The 20,796-nt window shown below is 66.0% G+C and carries 19 protein-coding genes and 1 pseudogene; 14 read left to right on the forward strand and 6 right to left on the reverse strand.

Features of this window, described 5'->3' with window-relative positions; all coding sequences use genetic code 11:
* Positions 1 to 50: 50 nt before the first annotated feature.
* The 7 genes and pseudogenes from LRS12_RS08710 (at position 51) to LRS12_RS08735 (ending at position 8,572) form a co-directional block, all read left to right on the forward strand.
* Positions 51 to 2,348 carry a TonB-dependent receptor gene (locus LRS12_RS08710; protein ID WP_257844239.1) on the forward strand — a complete coding sequence of 766 codons (2,298 nt, stop codon included), beginning with the start codon at positions 51 to 53 and terminating at the stop codon, positions 2,346 to 2,348.
* Complete coding sequence (locus LRS12_RS08715; RefSeq protein WP_257844240.1) at positions 2,338 to 3,639, forward strand: MFS transporter; 1,302 nt, start codon at positions 2,338 to 2,340, stop codon at positions 3,637 to 3,639. The genes LRS12_RS08710 and LRS12_RS08715 overlap by 11 nt, the downstream gene beginning before the upstream one ends.
* Entirely contained in the window at positions 3,636 to 4,973 is a 1,338-nt protein-coding gene (locus LRS12_RS08720; RefSeq protein ID WP_308222993.1) for a carboxylesterase family protein, read from the forward strand. The genes LRS12_RS08715 and LRS12_RS08720 overlap by 4 nt, the downstream gene beginning before the upstream one ends.
* Complete coding sequence (locus tag LRS12_RS19965; protein ID WP_308222994.1) at positions 4,970 to 5,254, forward strand: hypothetical protein; 285 nt, start codon at positions 4,970 to 4,972, stop codon at positions 5,252 to 5,254. Before LRS12_RS08720 ends, LRS12_RS19965 begins: the two co-directional genes overlap by 4 nt.
* Entirely contained in the window at positions 5,251 to 6,834 is a 1,584-nt protein-coding gene (locus tag LRS12_RS08725) for an AMP-binding protein (protein ID WP_257844241.1), read from the forward strand. Before LRS12_RS19965 ends, LRS12_RS08725 begins: the two co-directional genes overlap by 4 nt.
* Complete coding sequence (locus tag LRS12_RS08730; protein WP_257844242.1) at positions 6,821 to 7,603, forward strand: TetR/AcrR family transcriptional regulator; 783 nt, start codon at positions 6,821 to 6,823, stop codon at positions 7,601 to 7,603. Before LRS12_RS08725 ends, LRS12_RS08730 begins: the two co-directional genes overlap by 14 nt.
* 76 nt (positions 7,604 to 7,679) lie before the next feature.
* Positions 7,680 to 8,572 (forward strand): annotated as a pseudogene (locus LRS12_RS08735) (SDR family NAD(P)-dependent oxidoreductase).
* A gap of 58 nt (positions 8,573 to 8,630) precedes the next feature.
* Here the strand turns inward: LRS12_RS08735 and hemA are convergent.
* Positions 8,631 to 9,872: a 5-aminolevulinate synthase gene (gene hemA, locus LRS12_RS08740; RefSeq protein ID WP_257844243.1), complete on the reverse strand. Its 1,242-nt coding sequence runs from the start codon at positions 9,870 to 9,872 to the stop codon at positions 8,631 to 8,633.
* Positions 9,873 to 10,091: 219 nt separating this feature from the next.
* Here hemA and LRS12_RS08745 point away from each other — a divergent pair, with 219 nt between their 5' ends.
* Positions 10,092 to 10,259 carry a hypothetical protein gene (locus LRS12_RS08745; protein WP_257844244.1) on the forward strand — a complete coding sequence of 56 codons (168 nt, stop codon included), beginning with the start codon at positions 10,092 to 10,094 and terminating at the stop codon, positions 10,257 to 10,259.
* 3 nt (positions 10,260 to 10,262) lie between these two features.
* On the opposite strand, the gene LRS12_RS08750 is transcribed toward LRS12_RS08745, so the two are convergent.
* Together LRS12_RS08750 and murI are read right to left on the reverse strand one after the other, a co-directional pair.
* A complete protein-coding gene (locus LRS12_RS08750) occupies positions 10,263 to 11,933 on the reverse strand; it encodes a hypothetical protein (RefSeq protein WP_257844245.1) in 1,671 nt (556 codons plus the stop codon).
* The gene (gene murI, locus LRS12_RS08755; protein WP_257844246.1) at positions 11,930 to 12,721 is read right to left on the reverse strand and encodes a glutamate racemase; all 792 of its coding nucleotides are present in this window, start codon (positions 12,719 to 12,721) and stop codon (positions 11,930 to 11,932) included. The genes LRS12_RS08750 and murI overlap by 4 nt, the downstream gene beginning before the upstream one ends.
* 75 nt (positions 12,722 to 12,796) lie before the next feature.
* Between murI and plsY the strand changes: the two genes are divergently transcribed.
* From plsY to LRS12_RS08770, 3 genes are read left to right on the forward strand one after another with little or no spacing between them, the layout of a single operon-like run.
* Positions 12,797 to 13,402 (forward strand): glycerol-3-phosphate 1-O-acyltransferase PlsY, encoded by a 606-nt coding sequence (plsY, locus tag LRS12_RS08760; RefSeq protein ID WP_257844247.1) that lies wholly within the window; start codon positions 12,797 to 12,799, stop codon positions 13,400 to 13,402.
* Positions 13,395 to 14,480 carry a DNA-processing protein DprA gene (dprA, locus tag LRS12_RS08765; protein WP_257844248.1) on the forward strand — a complete coding sequence of 362 codons (1,086 nt, stop codon included), beginning with the start codon at positions 13,395 to 13,397 and terminating at the stop codon, positions 14,478 to 14,480. Before plsY ends, dprA begins: the two co-directional genes overlap by 8 nt.
* 6 nt (positions 14,481 to 14,486) lie before the next feature.
* Positions 14,487 to 15,161 (forward strand): hypothetical protein, encoded by a 675-nt coding sequence (locus LRS12_RS08770; protein WP_257844249.1) that lies wholly within the window; start codon positions 14,487 to 14,489, stop codon positions 15,159 to 15,161.
* A 22-nt stretch (positions 15,162 to 15,183) separates the two neighbouring features.
* Here the strand turns inward: LRS12_RS08770 and LRS12_RS08775 are convergent, their stop codons facing one another.
* Positions 15,184 to 15,630 carry a hemerythrin domain-containing protein gene (locus tag LRS12_RS08775; protein WP_257844250.1) on the reverse strand — a complete coding sequence of 149 codons (447 nt, stop codon included), beginning with the start codon at positions 15,628 to 15,630 and terminating at the stop codon, positions 15,184 to 15,186.
* Between the two features lie 119 nt (positions 15,631 to 15,749).
* Between LRS12_RS08775 and topA the strand changes: the two genes are divergently transcribed.
* Positions 15,750 to 18,293, forward strand: coding sequence for a type I DNA topoisomerase (gene topA / locus LRS12_RS08780; protein ID WP_257844251.1), 2,544 nt, complete (start codon positions 15,750 to 15,752; stop codon positions 18,291 to 18,293).
* A 103-nt stretch (positions 18,294 to 18,396) separates the two neighbouring features.
* Here topA and LRS12_RS08785 read toward each other — a convergent pair whose 3' ends face one another.
* Both LRS12_RS08785 and panC read right to left on the reverse strand, forming a co-directional pair.
* Complete coding sequence (locus LRS12_RS08785) at positions 18,397 to 18,693, reverse strand: hypothetical protein (protein ID WP_257845472.1); 297 nt, start codon at positions 18,691 to 18,693, stop codon at positions 18,397 to 18,399.
* Positions 18,694 to 18,778: 85 nt separating this feature from the next.
* The gene (gene panC / locus LRS12_RS08790) at positions 18,779 to 19,621 is read right to left on the reverse strand and encodes a pantoate--beta-alanine ligase (protein ID WP_257844252.1); all 843 of its coding nucleotides are present in this window, start codon (positions 19,619 to 19,621) and stop codon (positions 18,779 to 18,781) included.
* Positions 19,622 to 19,698: 77 nt separating this feature from the next.
* Between panC and LRS12_RS08795 the strand changes: the two genes are divergently transcribed.
* Positions 19,699 to 20,499, forward strand: a complete 801-nt coding sequence (locus LRS12_RS08795; RefSeq protein ID WP_257844253.1) for a division plane positioning ATPase MipZ — start codon at positions 19,699 to 19,701, stop codon at positions 20,497 to 20,499.
* Positions 20,496 to 20,792 carry a J domain-containing protein gene (locus LRS12_RS08800; RefSeq protein WP_374580635.1) on the forward strand — a complete coding sequence of 99 codons (297 nt, stop codon included), beginning with the start codon at positions 20,496 to 20,498 and terminating at the stop codon, positions 20,790 to 20,792. Before LRS12_RS08795 ends, LRS12_RS08800 begins: the two co-directional genes overlap by 4 nt.
* Positions 20,793 to 20,796: the final 4 nt, after the last annotated feature.

The raw sequence follows: 20,796 nt of genomic DNA on the forward strand, positions 1-20,796 counted from the left end.
TTCCTTCCAGCAAGTCGACGCATGATCGACGGCATCGAGGAGAGGTAAGGATGAGGGCAAGGCTTCTGGCGACCGCGTGCGCGGTCACGCTGTTCACGGTTCCGATGTCCGCTGCGGCGCAGGACGCCCCGGCCGGCGACACCGCCGCTCAGGGCGACGATGAAGTGGTCGTCACCGCCACCCGCCGCGCCGAGCGCATCCAGGACGTGCCGCTCAGCATCAGCGCGTTCCAGCAGGAAGAGCTGACCGAAAAGGGCATTGTCGGGTTCGAGGGGATCGCCCGCGAAACGCCGGGCGTCGTGCTCAACCGCCCGACCCAGAATTTCAACAATTTCACTGCACGCGGCATCGCCACCAACGGCTATAACGCGAACCTGCAGAGCTCGGTCGCGGTCTATATCGACGAACTGCCGATCTCGACGATCGGCAACACGACGGTGGTCGACCCGACCCTGTTCGACGTCGAGCGCGTCGAGTTCCTGCGCGGTCCGCAGGGCACGCTGTTCGGGTCGGGATCGCTGTCGGGTGCGATGCGCATTCTGACCAAGAACCCCAATCTGTCGTCGTTCGACATGGCAGGGCAGGTCGATCTCGCGCTGACCGGATCGGACAGCTTCCGGCAGCGTTACAATGTCATGGTCAACCTGCCGATCGTCAGCGACACGCTGGCGGTGCGCGCGGTGGGCTTCTATCGCAACGAAGACGGCTATCTCGACAATGTCGGGACGGGCGTGAAGAATTCGAACAAGCTGATCAACTGGGGCGGGCGCGTCATCGCGCTGTGGAAGCCGACCGACCGGCTGTCGGTGCGCGTGATGGGGTCCTATGAGGACAGCGATCCCAAGGACAGCTCGCTCACCAGCCCGTCGCTCGGCCGCGAGAAGCGCGTGTCGGATCAGCCGGACCGCTTCACCGGAAAGCAGACGATCATCAACGGCACGGTCGAATATGAATTCGATTTCGCCCGCCTGACCAGCTCATCGACCTATTCGGATTTCGACCAGAAATTCTATGTCGACCTGGCCGGCACCTTCGCGCCCGGCTCGTTCCCCGGCGCGCCGATCGCGTTCGGCCTCGACGCCGACGCCTATGACAAGGTGTTCGTGCAGGAAACGCGGCTGGTGTCGTCGCTCGACGGCCCGTTCGAATTCACCATTGGCGGCTTCTACATGCACCGCCGCCGCGACGTGGACTTTTTCTACCGCTCCAACCCGCAATTCCTCGCGGCGCGCGGGATCACCGGCCTGCCCGATCAATATTATCAGAAGCTCTACACGCATTCGAAGAGCGACGAGCTGGCCGGGTTCGGTGAGCTGACCTATCGCTTCTCGCCCAAATTCTGGCTGACTGGCGGCATGCGCTATGGCCGCACCTCGGCACAGGCATTTACCGAGGCGGGCGGCTATCTCGCGACGGCGGGCGGGTTCAACTATTTCACCTATGCGCTGTTCGGCATTCCGGTGAACTTCAATCCCGCCACCTTCACCCCCTATGCCGCAGCGGCCGGGGTCAAGGCGACCGGATCGGCTCCGTCATGGAAGGCGAGCGCGAGCTGGAAGCCGAGCGAGGCGATCACCACCTACGCCACCTTCTCGACTGGCTTCCGCGCGCCGATCGTCAATGCCCGCGCCGGTGCCGCCAGCCTGACCGACCCGACCGACATTATCATCCCCTACGGTGCGGACTCGGACGACCTCAAGAGCTACGAAATCGGTGCCAAGGCGCGCTGGCTCGACGGTCGGGTGACGATGAACGCCGCGCTCTACCTGATCGACTGGAGCAACATCCAGGCCCAGGCCAACCGCCGCTCGGACTCGGTCCAGTTCGCCACCAATATCGGCGCCGCGCGTAGCAAGGGGTTCGAGGTCGAAATCGGCGTGATCCCGGCCAAGGATGTCTTCGTCGGTCTCAACGCCGCATATAACGACTCCAAGATCACCAAGCTGACCCCGACCGAGGCGACGATCTCGGGCGCGGTGCTCGGCCATCGTCTGTCGGCACCGCGGTTGCAGGGTGCGGCGTACATCTCCTATGGCTTCGACCTGGGGGATAGCGCGCGCGGCACCTTCGCGATCAACGCGCAATATGTGGGGTCTTACAACAGCTCGTTCCCGAACACGCCGGGCAACCCGAACCTGCGCCTCGCGACGTTCGGCAAGACCGACGAATATGCCAATGTGAACCTCAATCTGGGGGTCAAGAAGGGGTCGCTCTCGGCCAATCTCTATGTCGAGAATCTCTTCGACGATCATTCGGTCGTGTACATCCACCCCGAGGCGTTCCTGGTGAGCCGCTTCGGCACGCTGCGCCCGCGCACCGTGGGGATCCGCCTTGGCTATGGCCTCTGATGCAGCGACGGCCGGTGGCGACACCGGCCGTCCGTCACCCGCGAACCGACCGTGGTTCGTGCTGGTCACGCTCACCTTCGTCTATGTGCTCAATTTCCTCGACCGGCAGCTGATCGGCATCCTCGCCAAGCCGATCCAGGATTCGCTGAATGTCACCGACACCCAGTTGGGACTCATCGGCGGCCTCTATTTCGCGATGTTCTATTGCTTCATCGCGATCCCCGTGGGGTGGTTCGCCGACCGCACCAGCCGCGTCGGGGTGCTCAGCCTTGCCTGCGCGATCTGGAGCGGGGCGACGGTCGCATGCGGCATGGCGGCCAACTATACGCAGCTGGTCATCGCGCGGATGACGGTAGGATTCGGCGAGGCCGGCGGCGTCCCGCCATCCTATGCGATCATCACCGACACCTACCCGCCGGGCAAGCGCGCGGCGGCGCTGGGCATCTTCAACTTGGGTCCGGCGATCGGTGCGGCGGCGGGCGTCGCGTTCGGCGCGGCGATCGCCGAACATTATGGCTGGCGGCTGCCTTTCATCATCGTCGGCGCGATCGGCGTGGTCACGGCTGCGTTCGTGTGGCTGACGATCCGCGAGCCGCAAAAGGGCGCGATGGATGGCGCACGCGCGGCGAGTGCGGACGACAAGGCGCCGTTCTGGCCCACGGTCGGCGCGTTCCTTTCCAACCCGGTGCTGATGCTCGCGGCGCTTGGGAGCGGTGCGACCCAGTTCGTCACCTATGGCCTGGGCAATTTCGCGGTCCTCTATCTGATGCGCGAAAAGGGCATGGTGCTGGGCGACGTCGCGGTCTGGTACGCGCTGGTCCTGCTGATCGGCATGGGCGGCGGGATGGTCGTATCGGGCCGGGTGATCGACGCGATGACCCGGAAATCGCGTAGCGGCTATGCGGTTGCCCCGGCCGCGTCACTGGCGGTGGCGATGCCCTTTTACATCGGCTTTGTCTGGGCACCGGGCTGGCCGCTCGCATTGGCGCTGCTCGCGGTGGTGATGGTGTTCAACTATTTCTACCTCTCGGCCTCGGTTGCGCTGGTGCAGGAAGAGGTGCGCCCCAATCAGCGCGTACTGTCGGGTGCGCTGCTGCTGCTGATCATGAACTTCATCGGCCTTGGTCTCGGCCCGACCTGGGTCGGGTTCGCAAGCGACTGGTTCAAGGCGCAGGGCGATACGCAGAGTCTGCAAAGCGCGCTCTACACGCTCACCCCCTTCTATCTGATCGCGATCGGATTGTTCGTGGCGCTCGCGCGGCGGCTGAAGCGCGGGGAGGCGGCGGCGTGAAGCGGCTGATCGTCCTGATCGCGCTGCTGTTCGCCGCGCCCGCGCTGGCCCATCCGCGGGTCACCGCGCCGGTCGGCACGGTCGAGGGGGTGGAGCAGGGCGGCGTCCGGATCTTTCGCGGCATCCCCTATGCGCAGCCGCCGGTCGGCCCGCTGCGCTGGAAACCGCCGGTTGCGGCCCCGGACTGGCAGGGGGTGCGCAAGGCGACCGCGTTCGGCACCGCCTGTGTTCAGCCGCGCAACCGCAATGCCGGCATCTATACCAACCCGCTCGACAAGGTCAGCGAGGATTGCCTGACGCTCAACATCTGGGCGCCAGCGGAGGGCAAGGACCTGCCGGTGTTCGTATGGATCCACGGCGGCGCGCTGGTCGCGGGCTATGGCCATGAATCCATGTATGACGGCGCGCGGATGGCCCAGCGCGGCAACATAATCGTGGTGTCGATCAACTACCGGCTCGGCATCCTCGGCTATCTCGCCCACCCCGAACTGAGCGCGGAGTCGCAGGACGGCGTGTCGGGCAATTACGGACTGCTCGACCAGATCGCGGCGCTGAAATGGGTACAGCGCAACATCGCGGCGTTTGGTGGCGATGCGGGCAACGTCACCATCGCGGGCGAGTCCGCCGGGGCGCTCAGCGTCATGTATCTGATGGCCAGCCCGCAGGCGCGCGGCCTGTTCCACAAGGCGGTGGCGCAGAGCGCGTACATGATCACCACGCCTGAGCTGAAGCGCGGCGCGCACGGCCTGCCCTCGGCCGAAGCGGCGGGGAGCCAGATCATGGCGGCGGTCGGCGCGCGCGACCTTGCCGGGCTGCGCGCGATGGACGCGGAGAAGCTGACGGTCGAGGCCGCGACCAAGGGCTATGGCCCATGGGGGACGGTCGACGGCAGGACGCTGACCCGCCAGCTGGTCGCGATCTGGGACCATGGCGAACAGGCCAAGGTGCCGGTGCTGACCGGGTTCAACTCGGGCGAGATCCGGTCGCTGACGGTGCTGCTGCCGCCCGCGCCCGCGTCCGCCGAGGCGTATGAGGCGGCAGTTCGCGCGCGTTATGGTGACCTCGCCGAGCATCTCCTGCGGCTTTACCCGTCGAGCAACATCAAGGAGTCGCTGCTCGCGACGACGCGCGACGCGCTCTACGGCTGGACCTCGATGCGGCTCGCGATCGGCCAGACGACGATCGGGCAGCGCGCCTATCTCTACCTGTTCGACCATGGCTATCCGGCGGCGGACGAGAATGGGCTCCACGCCTTTCATGCTGCCGAAATCCCCTATGTGTTCGGCACCGCCAGCCGCACGCCCCCTATTGGCCCAAGGTTCCCGATGACGTGACCAACCGCCGCCTGTCGGACGCGATGCTGTCCTATTGGGCGAGCTTTGCGCGCAGCGGCACCCCGGTCGCGGACGGCCAGCCGGCATGGGAGGCCTATGGCAAGCCTGCCAACTACATGAACTTCGCAGGCAAGCCCCAGCCGGGAACGCGGCTGATGCCCGGCATGTTCGCGCTGCACGAAGCGGCGATGTGCCGCCGCCGCGCGGCGGGCGATCAGCCATGGAACTGGAACACCGGCGTCGCCTCGCCGGTCCTCAACAAGGCGACGGGTTGCCGATGATCGACGGAAGCATGCAGGATTATCCGCTGACGCTGGACAAGTTCCTGCACCACGCCGCCAAATGGCATCCGGATGCGGAGGTCGTCACTGCGCGGGACGGCGGCGGGATCGACCGGATCGGCTATGCCGGGCTGCGGGACCGCGCACTGGCGGTGTCGTCGCTGCTGACCAGCTTTGGCGTCAGGCAGGGGGATCGCGTGGCGACGCTGGCGTGGAACAGCCAGGCGCATGTCGAGACATGGTATGCGATCATGGGCATGGGCGCGGTCTGCCACACGCTCAACCCGCGCCTGACTGCGGCGCAGCTTGCCGATATGGTCGTGCAGTCGGGTGCGCGGGTGATGATCGTCAGCGCCGATCTCCAGCCGCTCGCGCGTGCCATCGCCGAGCGCGTGCCGGACCTGTCTCTGATGCTGGTGATCGACGGTGAAGCCGATGTTCAGACGGCGGGGACGTGTGCTGTCACCGCGCTGGAACCGCTGATCGCGACCGCACCCGGTGGAGCGGTATGGGGCGATTTCGCTGAAACGACGCCGTGCGGCCTGTGTTTCACCTCCGGCACGACCGGCGCGCCCAAGGGCGTGACCTACACCCACCGCGCCAGCTTCCTGCACACGCTGCGCTGCCTTCAGGCCGATGTGATGGCGATCCGGTCGACCGACAGCGTGCTGGTGGTGGTGCCGATGTTCCACGCCAATGCCTGGGGGCTGCCCTTCGCGCTGCCCGCAGCGGGTGGGCGGCTGGTGCTCCCCGGACGCGCGACCGATGGCGCGAGCCTCGCCCGGCTGATCGCCGCGGCGGAGGTGACGATCGGCGTCGCAGTGCCGACCGTGTGGTTGGGTGTCGCCGAACATCTCGAGGCGACCGGCGAGTCGCTGCCCAGCCTGGAGCGTATCATCGTTGGGGGATCGCCGCTCGCTCCAGCGTTGATGGAGCGGATCGAGCGCGTCCTAGGTGTCACGGTCCAGACCAGCTGGGGCATGACCGAACTGTCGCCCTCGGGCACCGTCGCGCCGCCGCACGATCCGCAGCGGACGGCGGCGGTCTCCGGCCGCCCGGCGATCGGCGTCGACCTGTTGCTGACCGATGCCGATGGCGTGGCACTGCCGCAGCAGCGCGATGCCGAAGGCCATCTGCGCGTGCGCGGCGCTGCCGTGGTGGACCGCTATTTCGGGCAGGATGCTCCCGCGACCGACGCCGACGGCTGGTTCGCGACCGGCGACCTCGCCCGCATCGACGCGCAGGGCAACCTCATCATCACCGGCCGCGCCAAGGATCTGATCAAATCCGGCGGCGAATGGATCAATCCCGCCGAGATCGAGGCGGTGGTCGGCGCGCTGCCGCAGGTATCGCTCGCCGCCGTGATCGGGCGCGAGGACGCCAAATGGGGCGAACGCCCTCTGCTGCTGGTCGAAATGCAGGACGATGCGCTGAGCGACGCCGAACTGCTCGCCCCCTTGCGCGGACGGGTCGCGTCGTGGTGGATTCCCGATGCGGTGGTGCGTCTCGACGCGATGCCGCTCGCTCCAACCGGCAAAATCGACAAGAATAGCTTGCGGTCTCAATATGGAAGCGCTTGAGACCTTGTTCGACCCGGCGCGCGGCGATCCGTCCGCGTCCGGGCAACAGGGGGAAGAACGCCCAGTGCCGGAACAGACGCCCGACAAGCCCAAGCCGCGCCGCCGCTCGACCAAGGCTGAACAGCGCGCGGAGACGATGGAGCAGATCCTCGACGAGGCGGAGTATCTGTTCTCGAAGCACGGGCTGCACGGAGTGACGCTCAAGGACGTCGCCAAGCGCGTCGGCGTGCACCACACGCTGCTCAACTATTATTTCGAGGACAAGAAGAAGCTGTTCGACGCGGTGTTCGCCCGTCGCGCGGTGGTGACCAGCGAACGGCGGCTGCGCGCGCTCGACGAATACGACGCCGCGACCGGCGGCAAGCCGACGCTGGAAGGTGCGCTCCACGCCTTTCTGGACACCGATCTCGACCTCTATATCGAGGGCGGCGAGGGCTGGAAGAATTACGGCGCGCTCGGTGCATTGGTGGCGAACACGCCCGAATGGGGTGCCGAGCTGATGGACGCGCATTTCGATCCCGTTGTCCTGCGTCTGATCGGCCTGCTGAAAAAAGCGCTGCCCGATTGTGCCGAAGAGGATATTTTCTGGGGCTATCACTTCGTGACTGGCGCGCTGATGGTCACGCTGGCGCGTACGGGACGCATCGACAAGCTGTCGGGTGGCTTGTGTCGGTCCAACGATTTTGCGGCAGTCAAGGAACGCATGGCTGCATTCATGGCCGCCGGTTTTCGCCAGATCTGCGAAACCCGGGGGCGGGGCAGGGGCTAGCCTTGCCGATCACGAGGGTTTACCCCTAGTCAAGACATTCACTCACGCGTTAGCGAATATTATGGGAGATGGTTCAATGTCGCTCGAAGGCCGGATTGCGATCGTTACCGGAGCCGGTGGCGGGCTGGGGCGCGCGCATGCGCTCTACCTCGCGGGCAAGGGCGCGCGGGTGGTCGTCAACGACCTCAGCGAACACGCGGCGCAGCGCGTCGCCGCCGAGATCGGGGCGCAGGGCGGCAAGGCGCTGGCGTTGGCCGGTTCGGTCACCGACGAATGGGCGGTGTCGCACATCGTCGCATCGACCATTGATGCCTGGGGGCGGATCGACATTCTGGTCAACAATGCCGGAATCCTGCGCGACAAGAGCTTCGCCAAGATGACGATGGACGATTTCCGGCTGGTGGTGGACGTGCATCTGATGGGCGCGGCGATTGCGAGCAAGGCGGTGTGGGAGATCATGCGCGGACAGGGCTATGGCCGCATCGTGATGACCACCTCGTCCTCAGGGCTCTACGGCAATTTCGGCCAGGCCAATTACGGCGCTGCGAAGATGGCGCTGGTCGGGCTGATGCAGACGCTGGCGATCGAGGGCGAGAAATACGGCATCCGCGTCAACTGCCTCGCGCCGACTGCGGCGACGGGCATGACTGAAGGCGTGCTGTCGGATGCGAGCCTTGCCGCCCTTGACCCGGCGCTGGTCAGCCCCGGCCTGCTCGCTCTGGTAGGTGAGGACGCGCCGACCCGCGCGATCCTGTGCGCTGGCGCGGGGCATTTCGCGACTGCCAATGTGACGCTGACCGATGGCATCCAGATCGGCGGCGGCGCGGATGCGGGGAGCAGCTCGCCGCGCGCTGGGCCGAAGCGAGCGATCGTGCGGGCGAGATCGTTCCGGCCTATGGCTTCACGCAGGCCGAACGCGAGCTGGAAGCTGCGGGAGTCAATGTTGCGGCGGTCGCTGTCGCGCGCTGATTCTTAACGTTATCCCTTCCCGGTGCCGGGGCGCGGCACCGGGAGGAAACGCCACGCATCAGGCTGCCGCACGCAGTTCCAGCCGTTCCCAGATCTCGACCAGAGCCCCGGTCAGTTCCGCCATCATGGCTTCGTCATGCGCCGGTCCGGGGGTGAAGCGCAGCCGTTCCGTACCGCGCGGAACGGTCGGATAGTTGATCGGCTGAACATAGACGCCGTATTCGGCGAGCAGGATGTCGCTGATCTTCTTGGCGCGAACCGGATCGCCCACCATCAGCGGGACGATATGCGTGACGCTGTCCATCACCGGAAGGCCGGCATCGGCGAACATCGTCTTCAGTTTCGCCGCCGCTGCCTGCTGCCCGTCGCGCTCCTCGCTCGATTGCTTGAGGTGGCGCACCGATGCCAGCGCACCGGCGACCAGCACCGGCGAGAGGGAGGTGGTGAAGATGAAACCGGGCGCATAGCTGCGGATCACATCCACAATGGTGCGATCTGCAGCGATATAGCCGCCCATCACCCCGAATGCCTTGCCCAAAGTCCCCTCGATGATCGTCAGCCGCGATGCCGCGTCGTCGCGCTCCGAAATCCCGCCGCCGCGCGCGCCATACATGCCGACCGCGTGCACTTCGTCGAGATAGGTCAGCGCGTTATATTTGTCGGCCAGGTCGCAGATCGCGTGGAGCGGGGCGACGTCGCCGTCCATCGAATAGACGCTCTCGAACGCGATCAGCTTCGGCACCGATGGATCGTCGGCGGCGAGCAACTCCTCGAGATGGTCGAGGTCATTGTGCCGCCACACCCGCTTCTCGCACCCCGAATTGCGAATGCCCGCGATCATCGAGGCATGGTTGAGCTCGTCCGAATAGATGATGCAGCCGGGCAGCACCTTGGCCAGCGTCGACAGCGTCGCCTCGTTCGAGACGTAGCCGCTGGTGAACAGCAACGCCGCTTCCTTGCCGTGAAGGTCGGCCAGCTCGGCCTCGAGATGGACGTGATAATGGGTATTGCCGCCGATGTTGCGCGTGCCGCCGGAACCCGCACCCACGTCGTGCAGCGCCTCTTCCATCGCTGCGATCACCTTGGGGTGCTGGCCCATGGCGAGATAGTCGTTCGAGCACCACACGGTGATCGGCTTTGGCCCGTTATGCCCGGCAAAGCAGCGCGCATTGGGGAACATCCCCTTGTTGCGCAGAATGTCGATGAAGACGCGATAGCGTCCTTCGGCATGAAGCCGGTCGATCGCCTGGTTGAATACGCGCGAATAATCTACCGCGCGCGGGGGTGCCTCGCTGGTCATTCTGACCCGTTAGCGATTTTTCGAGCGCTGCGCCACTAGGGCAATGCCCTAACTTTTGATCATCGTGATCGACTCTTCGTTACGCCGGCGCTTGCCCCAGATCAGGACTCGACGGGCGAAATCTGCTATAGGTCCGGGCACTGTGGAACGGGACTCCGGGCATTTCCGCAGCTGAGAGACCATCGCGCTCCCGCTGAACGCAGAATTGGGAGATCAAGGATGTCGCAGACGGACGTCGATTACTACACACAGCGCGAGCGTGCCGAGCGCGAACGCGCCGAACGCGCCGACGATGCGGGCGCGCGCCATGCGCACCTGGCAATGGCGGAGGTCTATGCGCAGCGGGTCAAGACGATGGCGGCGACCCCCGCGATTCCGCTCCGCTGACGATCAGCTGACGCGCCGCCACGGTTGCGGCTGGCGCATGTCGAGCCGACACACGCCGGTCAGCCTGTGCGCGGCGATATAGCCCGCCACCCGCATGTCATAGTCGCTGGCCAGCGGATCGGCGAACACCCAGTCCTTCGGCTGAAAGGTCGAATATCCGCCCAGCGTCGGCACCTGCCATAGCTGGGCGAGCAGCATCGAATCGTCGTTATGCGGGTGTTTCGCGTGCATCGCCGCGCTGCGGTACAGCGGCTCGCCCACGCGCGTCTGCACCGCGTAGAAGGCGCGGCAGCCCGACGGTGGCGGCGGCACCCGGGTCAGCGGCTCCCAATAGGCGTTTCGACTGAGCTGGGCGGCGGAAAAGCCATTGAGCTGTTCGGCCAGCAACACGCCGACAAGCGCGAGCGCGACGAGGCGCTTCGCATCGAGCAACGCGATCAGTCGATCGCGCCAGACTGCGGCAACGAGCAGCAGTACCGGCAGCACCAGAAAGACCTGGTAGCGCAGCACGACCCGCATCCCCTTCGCGCCGGGGACGAGGTGGAACACCGCACCCCAGGGCGATACGACCCACAGCTGGAGCGTGAGCGCCCAGCTGACGACGACCGCCAGGGTAAAGGCGAACAGCACGGGATCGGCGGGGATGCGTCGCCGCAACACGCGCCACGCCGCCACCGCGACCAGCACGAACAGCAGAAGCGGGAAGCCCGATTCATGCTCACCGCCGAACACACGGCGTGCAACATCGGGATCGGGCGCGAACAGGCCGAGCAGCGCCCGCAACGCGCGCTGGATCCAGCCCCACAGGAGATTGTCGGGGCCGGTATTGATCAGGTCGATAGGCGTGACGAGATAGCCCAGCATCTTCCAATAGCCATGCCCGCCCGTCTCCCCCGCCTTGGCGAGATAGACCGACAGAAAGGGCAGCACGGCAACGGCGAAGACGACCCCGCAGATGGCGAGTGTGCCGATATGGGCGCGGGCCAGCGACAGCGCGGCGACGGGACGCCAGTTGCCTGTCGAAACCAGCCAGCACGCGACGAACACGCAGCCGAACCAGATGGTGAACCACGCCATGTAGAAGCCGGTGATCAGCCATGCGGCGAGCAGCAGTGCGAGCAGGACGCCGGAAATCCGTGCCCTGGTGCGCCGCCCCGCCACCTCCGCGCGCACGGCATCGATCGCCAGGATGATCGCCACGGGCAACAGCGCGATGCTCTGCAACTGGGCATGCACTGCCTGGAGCGCCATTGCATTGTTGATCGTGAACAGCGCCGCGACCAGCAGCGCGACCGGCGCCTGCCAGCCGAGGGTCCGGCGGACGAGCCACCAGCTTGCGACAAAGCCGATCGTCTTGAATGTCGCGGCGTTGAGCGTGTCGGCAAGGAACGGGTCGAACCAGATCCGCCAGAAGGAATAGACGAGGCCGAACAGGAAATAGCCGTCATTATAGCCCAGCGTGCCGGGATGCGGGTGGAAATAGATCGGCTGGTTCCACGCCGATGCCCCCATCAGCACGTTGCGCCAATGTTCGAGCAGGCTGATCTCGATGATCCCGTCGGCGCGATCGCCAAAGCCCAGGTCGAACCCGCTCAACACCGGATCGCGGAATGCGATCAGCATCGCCGCAAGCCAGGCGAGCGCGACCCAGGCAAGCTCGCGGCGCAGAATCACAGCGTCTCGATCCGATCCAGGCCGTAGGTGGCGACCGCTGGCATCAGCGCGGGGTCGGGCGTCGCGGTGAACACCGCGATGCCGGGGGTGGGGCTGGTCGGCCATTCCTGTCCCTGCGTCAGGTGGGCGATGCGCCGTGCGATTCCCGGCCCGCCATCGACGAAATGCAGCGGATGCGGTGCAACCGCTGCAAGTTCGGCCTCGACCAACGGGAAATGGGTGCAGGCGTTGACGATCACATCGATGCGATCTCCGCCCGGCTGGTCGATCAGCCCGGCCAGCACCGCGCGAAACCGCGACGGATCGCTCGTCCCGCCCCGCAATTTCGCTTCGGCCAGCTCGACCAGTTCGGCGCTCCCGTGGCGCAGCACGGTGCAATCGGCGGCGAAGCGTGCGGTCAGATCGTCGACATAGGGCTGGCGCACCGTTGCCTGGGTCCCGAGCACGCCGATCACCCGCGTCCGCGAAAGTTCGGCGGCGGGCTTGATCGCGGGGACGGTGCCGACGATCGGCACGTCGAGTGCGGCGCGGACATGGGTCAGCGCGATGGTCGATGCGGTGTTGCATGCGATCACGATCAGGCGCGGCTTGTAGCGTTCCGCCAGCCGCCCCAGCAGCGCCGGGACGCGCGCGGCGATCTCCCCTTCGCTGCGCGTCCCATAAGGAAAACCGGCGACGTCGGCGACATAGACCAGAGGCGCATGCGGCAGCAGAACGCGCGCCGGTGCCAGTACCGACAGCCCGCCCACGCCCGAATCGAAAAAGAGAAGGGGCCGGGTGTCGGCCATGCACATGCGTCCGCTGATCGAGATTGTTGCGTGCGCTTACCGAAGCACCTAGCCTTTGTCCAAGCAAGGGGACTCATGCAGACGCAACTCGCCAATTTCGCGCCGGTGCTCGCCATCGCGCTCGGCTATCTTCTCGGCTCGATCCCGTTCGGGGTCATCCTGACCCGGATCGCCGGGGCCGGTGACCTGCGCCAGATCGGATCGGGCAATATCGGCGCGACCAACGTCCTGCGCACGGGACGCAAGGGGCTGGCGGCGGCGACGTTGCTGCTCGACATGCTCAAGGGTGCGGCGGCGGTGTGGATCGTCGAGGCACTTTGGCCGGGCCTTGGCGTGCTCGCCGCGGCCGGGGCGTTTGTCGGCCATTGCTATCCGGTCTGGCTGAAGTTCAAGGGGGGCAAGGGCGTCGCGACGCTGATGGGCATCGTCCTCGCGCTCCATTGGCCTTGCGGCCTGGTCTTTGCGACGGTGTGGCTCGGGCTGCTCGCGCTGCTCCGCATTTCATCGGTCGCCGGGATGGTTGCGGCGATGAGCGCACCGGTCAGCGCTGCGCTGATGGACCGTTTCGATCTCACCATGCTGCTCGTCGCGCTCGCGGCAATCGTGCTGTGGAAGCATCGCGAGAATATCGAGCGGCTGCTCGCCGGGACCGAACCGCGCATCGGGCGCAAGCATGGCTGATGAGGCCGCGCGCCTCGCCCGACTTCGCCTTATCCGGTCGCCGCGCATCGGGCCGGTCACCTATCGCCAGCTGATTGCGCGCTTCGGCGATGCGCAGGCCGCGCTCGACGCGCTGCCCGGACTGGCGTCGTGCGGTGGCGGCGCGGCCCCGACGCTCGCCGATCCCACGCTCGCCCGGCGTGAGCTGGCAACGGTGGAACGGCTTGGTGCACGTTATCTGTTCCTCGACGATCCCGATTATCCGGCCTTGCTTGCGGAGCTGGAAAACGCCCCGCCCGCACTGATCGTGCGCGGCGATACCGGCCTGTTGTTCCGGCCCTGTGTCGCGATGGTCGGCGCGCGCAACGCTTCGGCCGCTGCCTGTCGCTTCGCGCGCCAGCTGGCTCAGGGATTGGGGGAGGCGGGTGTGACCGTGGTTTCGGGTCTCGCGCGCGGGATCGACACTGCGGCACATGTCGGATCGCTCGCCAGCGGAACCGCGGGCGTGATCGCCAGTGGGATCGACATCGCCTTTCCGCCCGAAAATGCCGAGTTGCAGGAACGGGTCGCGCATCAGGGCCTGTTGATCGCCGAACAGCCGCCGGGGGCCGAACCGCTCGCCCGCCACTTCCCCTCCCGCAACCGCATCATCGCGGGGCTGGCGCATGGCACGGTGGTGGTCGAGGCCGCGCCGCGCTCCGGATCGCTGATCACCGCGCGCATCGCGGCTGAGGCGGGGCGGGAGGTGATGGCGGTCCCCGGTTCGCCGCTCGATCCGCGCGCACAGGGCTGCAACCTGCTGATCCGCGAGGGCGCAACGTTGGTGCAGGGCGTCGATGACATCCTTGAAATGATCCGCCCGATCGATCCGCGCGCGGTCCGCGCGCCGGTTTCCGGCTTCGGCACGGAGCCCCCGGTGGAGCCCGATGCCGCCGGGCGTGACCGGGTAGAGGGGTTGCTCGGCCCGGTCCCGGTGCCCGTCGACGAGCTGATCCGTCAGTCGGGCCTGCCCGGCGCGGCGGTGCAGCTGGTGCTGCTCGAACTCGAACTCGCCGGACGGCTGGAGCGGCATGCCGGCGGGCGGGTCAGTTTGCGGTGAGTATCGATGATTCTGAATCGGCTGGAGATTGCGGAAGTTCTCGGCGAAGCCTCGGCGCTGATCGGGGCGCACGCACTGGCCTTCATCGTCGCGACCGCAATCTATGTGGTGTTCGGGATCTGGATCGAGGATCACGACGAATCATGGAGTGCGCAAGCCACGATGCTGATCGCGCCCGTACTTCTGCAGGGCTTGTTGCAATATCTCCTGTTCCGCCAGGCCTTTGGCGATGTGGGCGGTGGGTGGGTCGGCGGCGTGGTTGCGCCGTTTACCGTGATCGGGCTGCAGTTCGGGATCTGGTTGATTTGCGGATTGGGCTATTTCCTGTTGCTGCTGCCGGGTCTCTATCTGGCGGCCCGGACTTCGGCAGCGATCGGGATGGCAGCGGTTGAGCGCACCGGTCCGATCGACAGCATCGTCGGAAGCTGGCATCGCACGCGCCGGTCGGCGTGGCCGCTCGTGGTCGTGCATGCGATCCTGCTGTTCCCGATCGTTGCGCTGCTCGTCGGGATGTTCGGCACCATCATTCTAGACCAGGGCATCGAATATGAATCGATCGAGTTCAGGGTGGTCGCGAACCTCGTCTTCGGCGTCGTGACGATGGCGGGATGGGCAGTGGCGGGCGCAGTTTACCGCCTGACGGCACCGCCGCGCGGGGGACACGAAGACATTTTCGCCTGAATATCGTGCAGGGCGAAGCGGGTTATCGCGCCATCATCCGCGCGCTCGCCTCACGCAGGGTGATCGTGCCGCACGCGAGCGCGAGCGGGTAGAGGATCTCGTTCTCGATCCGCACCCGCGCGGCCAGTGCCGAGAGCATCCGCTTGCTCGCCTCGACGAACAATTCACGATCGCCTTCGATCTCCTCGGCGGTCCAGTCGCTGACATAGGCGCGCCACTGGGCGGCGAGCTTCTCGAAATCGCCCATCGCGATCTCCGCCGCCTCGCGCTGGGCAAGGTCACCGGCGGACAGGAGATGCGGATAAACGTCGAGATCCTCGGTCGCGAGATGCGCGGCGAGTTCGGTGTCGAGTGCGACGATCGCCGCATGCAGCTCCGCACCCGACGCGTTCGCCGCGTCGCGCATCAGCGCGTTCGCCATCGCAGTAATCCGCGCATGTTCGTCAATCAGCCGTTCGATAGAGACCATCTGCCCACCCTCTTCCGACTCTTATAGACGATCGGAGTTAAGAGGGGGTGGCGTTCTGCTTGACGCCCGCTATTCAGCCTCCCCATCCTCGCGCGTACACGTAAGGACCACCCGATCTCATGCAGCTCGTCATCGTCGAATCGCCTGCCAAGGCGAAAACCATCGAGAAATATCTGGGCAAGGACTATCGCGTCCTCGCCTCCTACGGCCATATCCGCGACCTCCCCGCAAAGGACGGTTCGGTGCAGCCCGATGACGGCTTTGCGATGGATTGGGAGACCTATCCCGACAAGGCCAAGCAGCTCAAGGCGATCACCGACGAGGCAAAAAAAGCCGATCGCCTGATCCTCGCCACCGACCCCGATCGCGAAGGGGAGGCGATCAGCTGGCATGTTCAGGAAGTGCTGGCGAAGAAGAAGGCGCTCCCCAAGGAGGTCGAGCGCGTCACTTTCAATGCGATCACCAAGGCGGCGGTGACCCAGGCGATGGCTGCGCCGCGCCAGCTCGATACCGACCTGATCGACGCCTATCGCGCACGCCGTGCGCTCGACTATCTGGTCGGCTTCACTTTGTCCCCGGTGCTCTGGCGCAAGCTGCCCGGCGCCAAATCGGCGGGCCGCGTGCAATCGGTCGCACTGCGTCTGATCGTCGAGCGCGAGCGTGAGATCGAGCTGTTCAAGGCGCAGGAATACTGGTCGGTCACCGCGCATCTCGAACATGACGGGACTGCGTTCGACGCGCGGCTCGTCCGCTTCGAGGGCAAGAAGCTCGACCGACTGTCGATCGGCACCGAAGGCGTGGCGATGCGCGCCAAGGCTGCGGTCGAACAGGGTCGCTTCACCGTCGCCAGCGTCGAGACCAAACCGGCGATGCGCAACCCGCCGCCGCCCTTCACTACCTCGACACTCCAGCAGGAAGCGGCGCGCAAGCTCGGCTTCTCCGCCAGCCACACGATGCGAATCGCGCAGGCGCTCTACGAGGATGGCGCGATCACCTATATGCGCACCGACGGCGTGCAGATGGACGGCAGCGCGATCGACGAGGCGCGCAAGGCGATCGTGAACCGCTACCAGGCAAGCTACATCCCCGACAAGCCGCGCCAGTACCAGTCCAAGGCCAAGAATGCGCAGGAAGCGCATGAAGCGATCCGGCCCACCGATTTCAGCAAGGACAAGGCCGGGTCGGGCGATCACGCGCGCCTCTATGACCTGATCTGGAAGCGCGCGCTGGCGAGCCAGATGTCGAGCGCCCGGATGGAGCGCACCACGGTCGAGCTTGAGGAGCCGACCGGACAGGACGCGCTGCGGGCGACCGGACAGGTGGTGATCTTTCCCGGCTATCTCGCTTTGTACGAGGAAGGCCGCGATGACGAGGGCGACGAGGATTCGCGCCGTCTCCCGGTGATCCGCAACGGCGACACGCCCGCCAAGAAGGGGGTCGACGCCGAACAGCATTTCACCCAGCCGCCGCCGCGCTTCTCCGAAGCGTCGTTGGTCAAGCGGCTCGAGGAACTCGGCATCGGCCGCCCCTCGACCTATGCCTCGATCATCCAGGTGCTCAAGGACCGCGCCTATGTCCGGGTCGAGAAGAACCGTTTCTTCGCCGAGGAGACCGGGCGGCTGCTGACCGCGTTCCTCGAGCGCTTCTTCGAGAAATACGTCAATTACGACTTCACTGCGGGACTCGAGGAAGAGCTGGACGACGTGTCCGGCGGTCGCGCGGGCTGGCAGGCGGTGCTCGAAGCCTTCTGGAAGGATTTCCGCCCGCGTACCGACGAGGTGATGGAACAGAAGCCGAGTGAGGTGACCGCCGAGCTCGACAAGTTCCTCGAGCCCTATCTTTTCCCGGACAAGGGCGACGGGACCGATCCGCGCCTCTGCCCGTCCTGCGGGGTCGGCAAGCTGGCGCTGCGCGGCGGCAAGTTCGGCGCGTTCGTTGCCTGCTCAAACTATCCCGACTGCAAATTCACCCGCCGCTTCGGCCAACCGGGCGGCGCGGACGGTGGCGACAGCGGGCCGGAAGTGATCGGCACCGACCCCGGCACGGGTGAGGAAATCAGCCGCCGCTCGGGCCGGTTCGGTCCCTATTTCCAGCGCGGCGAGGGCAAGGAGGCGGCGCGCGCGTCGATCCCCAAGGATATCCCCGAGCTGGACCTCGACTGGGCGGTCAAATTGCTCAACCTGCCGCGCACGATCGGCGACCATCCCGAAAGCGGCAAGCCGATCACCGCATCGATTGGCCGCTATGGCCCCTATCTGGCGCATGACGGCAAATACGCGCGACTGGCTTCGACCGCAGAGGTGTTCGAAACCGGCATGAACGCCGCGGTCGTCAAGCTAGCCGAAGCGGCAGCGGGCGGCGGGCGGCCACAGCGCGGGTCGCGCGAGCCATTGAAGGTGCTGGGTGCGCACCCGGTGTCGGGCGCGGAGATCAAGCTGATGGAGGGGCGCTATGGCGCCTACCTCACCGACGGGACCACCAATGCGACGCTGCCCAAGACGGTCGATCAGGCCGCGCTGACGCTCGACGAAGCCGTCCAGCTCATCGACGCCAAGGCTGCAGCCGGCCCCGTCAAGAAGAAGGGCGGGCGCAAGGCTCCGGCAAAGAAGGCATCGGCCAAGAAAGCCGCGCCGAAGAAGAAGGCGGCGGTGAAGAAGGAATAGCTTATCGTCGCCCCGGCTTGAGCCGGGGTCAAGCTGCCTTGTCAAAGGCAGAAGAAGCGGGGTCCCGGGTCAAGCCCGGGATGACGCCGTTCTGGGAGGGGCGTTACGCCGCCCGAAGGCTCGTCATCTGCAACCAGGCGCGGGCCTGTTTCTGCGCTTCGATGATTTCGCGCGCGGTCATTTCTTCCGCGACTTCGGCGCGCATGTATGGCGCCTGGGCGCTGCCCTTGAGGGCGGCGATGTTGAACCATTTGTGCGCTTCGATCAGGTCCATGTCGATGCCGGACGCGCCGCTCGAATAGACCATCCCGAGTTCGTAGGCCGCGTCGGCGCTACCGCGCGCCGCATCCGCCAGCCGGCTGTCGATCAGGAACTGTGCGCTCTTAATGCTGTTGCCCATGACTTTGCCCCACTTTTCATCGCTCTCATCATGGAGGCGAGAGTGCGGCATTCATGGTAAGCAAAAGGTTAACAGCGTTTACCGTTCATTCCGGCGTCGCCACCGAAACATTATCGATCAAGCGCGTGCCCGAAATCCGCGCGGCGGCGAGCAGGCGGCGGGGCTGGCCGGGGAGAGGTGCTGCGAGGCTGTCGGCATCGACCAGCTCGACATAATCGACTTCGAATCCAGCGGCTTCCAGCGATGCGCGTGCAGTGGCGAGTACGGCAGCAGCATCGTCCCCCTTTTCGATCGCACGCGCCGCCACGCCGAGCGCGCGGGGCAGAGCGACCGCGGCGGCACGATCCTCGGGCGCGAGATAGGCGTTGCGCGACGACAGCGCGAGGCCGTCATCGTCGCGCTGGGTGGGCACGCCGCGCACCTCGATATCGAAATCGAGGTCGGCGACCATGCGGCGGATCACCGCGAGCTGCTGGAAATCCTTCTCCCCGAACAGCGCGATATCGGGCTTCACCTGGTTGAACAGCTTGGCGACCACGGTGGCGACCCCGTCGAAATGACCCGGCCGCGCCGCGCCGTCGAGCGGCTCGCTGACCCCGGAGACCGAGATATTGGTCGAATGGCCCTCCGGGTACATCACCTCGACCGGCGGCATCCACAACAGGTCGACCCCGGCTTCGGACAGCATCCGCGAATCCGCCATCTCCTTGCGCGGATAGCGGGCAAGATCCTCGTTCGGGCCGAACTGCTTGGGGTTGACGAAGATCGACACCACCACGCGCTGTCCCGCCAGCTTCGCCTCGGCCACCAGCGCCATATGCCCGGCATGCAGCGCGCCCATCGTCGGAACGAAGGTGATCCGCTCCCCATTGGCGCGAAATCCCGAAACGGCATCGCGGAGGTCGGAGAGCTGACGGATGGTTTGCACGCGCACAATGCCTTGGATATGGAACGAAGGGCGGCCTTCTATGGGGGGCGGGCCGGGTGTTCAATCAGGGAAGTTGAGTGACCGACGCATCGAACTCGCTGCACGTGATCGTCTTCGCCAACGAAAAGGGCGGGACCGGCAAATCCACGACCGCTGTCCACACCGCGATCGCGCTCGCGATGAAGGGCGCGCGGGTGTCGTGTTTCGACCTCGACCATCGCCAGCGGACGATGGGCCGCTATCTCGACAATCGGCTTCAGACGATGGAACGCGCCGGACGACCGCTGCCGATGCCGCGGTACGAGACGCATGATGGCGAGAATATCGCGCGCTTCTCCGAATCGCTGGAGCGGCTGGGGCAGGATACCGACTTCCTGATCATCGACACGCCGGGGCGCGACGACAAGTTCGGGCGGATCGCGATCACCAATGCCGACACGCTGGTGACGCCGATGAACGACAGCTTCGTCGATTTCGACCTGATCGGGCAGGTCGATCCCGATACCTTCCGGGTCACCCGGCCGAGCTTCTATTCGGAGCTGATCTGGGATTCGCGCAAGCGCCGCGCCAAGGCCGACGGCCAGACGATCGACTGGGTCGTCCTGCGCAACCGGATGCAGCATATCGAGGCGCGCAACATGAAGCGCGTGTCGGAGGCGATCGACCAGCTCGCCAAGCGCGTCGGCTTCCGCGTCATCCCCGGCCTGTCGGAGCGCGTGATCTATCGCGAGCTGTTCCCCAAGGGGCTGACAATGCTCGACAGCCGCGAGTTCGGCGAAATGGGCCTCGCCCATGTCGCCGCGCGGCAGGAGCTGCGCGAGATGATGGCGGGCCTCGCCTTGCCCGAACTTGAGTCGGCGATGCCGCTCTTCGCATGATCGCGAAGTTTCTGATCGCCCTGCTGGTGTGCTGGCTCGGCTTTCGACTGTGGCATGGTTGGGGGCGCCCGATGCCCGGAACCCCAAAGCCGCCACCTGCGCCGCAGCCGCGCGATCCGGCGGAGGCGGAAGCCCTTTCAATCCTCGGCATCGCGCCGGGTGCGCAGCCGGACGAGATCCGCGCCGCGCACCGCCGTCTGATCGCCAATGTCCATCCGGATCGCGGCGGCTCGCCCGAGCTGACACGTCAAGTCAACGCTGCGCGCGACACGCTGTTGAAACCAAAAAACTGAAACG

The sequence above is a fragment of the Sphingomonas sp. J344 genome, assembly GCF_024700005.1.
Classification (GTDB): Bacteria; Pseudomonadota; Alphaproteobacteria; order Sphingomonadales; family Sphingomonadaceae; genus Sphingomonas.

Coding starts and splice junctions, on each gene's coding strand:
- LRS12_RS08710 (WP_257844239.1), top strand. CDS start 51: ATGAGGGCAAGGCTTCTGGCGACCGCGTGCGCGGTCACGCTGTTCACG.
- LRS12_RS08715 (WP_257844240.1), top strand. CDS start 2,338: ATGGCCTCTGATGCAGCGACGGCCGGTGGCGACACCGGCCGTCCGTCA.
- LRS12_RS08725 (WP_257844241.1), top strand. CDS start 5,251: ATGATCGACGGAAGCATGCAGGATTATCCGCTGACGCTGGACAAGTTC.
- LRS12_RS08730 (WP_257844242.1), top strand. CDS start 6,821: ATGGAAGCGCTTGAGACCTTGTTCGACCCGGCGCGCGGCGATCCGTCC.
- hemA (WP_257844243.1), bottom strand. CDS start 9,872: ATGACCAGCGAGGCACCCCCGCGCGCGGTAGATTATTCGCGCGTATTC.
- LRS12_RS08745 (WP_257844244.1), top strand. CDS start 10,092: ATGTCGCAGACGGACGTCGATTACTACACACAGCGCGAGCGTGCCGAG.
- murI (WP_257844246.1), bottom strand. CDS start 12,721: ATGGCCGACACCCGGCCCCTTCTCTTTTTCGATTCGGGCGTGGGCGGG.
- plsY (WP_257844247.1), top strand. CDS start 12,797: ATGCAGACGCAACTCGCCAATTTCGCGCCGGTGCTCGCCATCGCGCTC.
- dprA (WP_257844248.1), top strand. CDS start 13,395: ATGGCTGATGAGGCCGCGCGCCTCGCCCGACTTCGCCTTATCCGGTCG.
- LRS12_RS08770 (WP_257844249.1), top strand. CDS start 14,487: ATGATTCTGAATCGGCTGGAGATTGCGGAAGTTCTCGGCGAAGCCTCG.
- LRS12_RS08775 (WP_257844250.1), bottom strand. CDS start 15,630: ATGGTCTCTATCGAACGGCTGATTGACGAACATGCGCGGATTACTGCG.
- topA (WP_257844251.1), top strand. CDS start 15,750: ATGCAGCTCGTCATCGTCGAATCGCCTGCCAAGGCGAAAACCATCGAG.
- LRS12_RS08785 (WP_257845472.1), bottom strand. CDS start 18,693: ATGGGCAACAGCATTAAGAGCGCACAGTTCCTGATCGACAGCCGGCTG.
- LRS12_RS08800 (WP_374580635.1), top strand. CDS start 20,496: ATGATCGCGAAGTTTCTGATCGCCCTGCTGGTGTGCTGGCTCGGCTTT.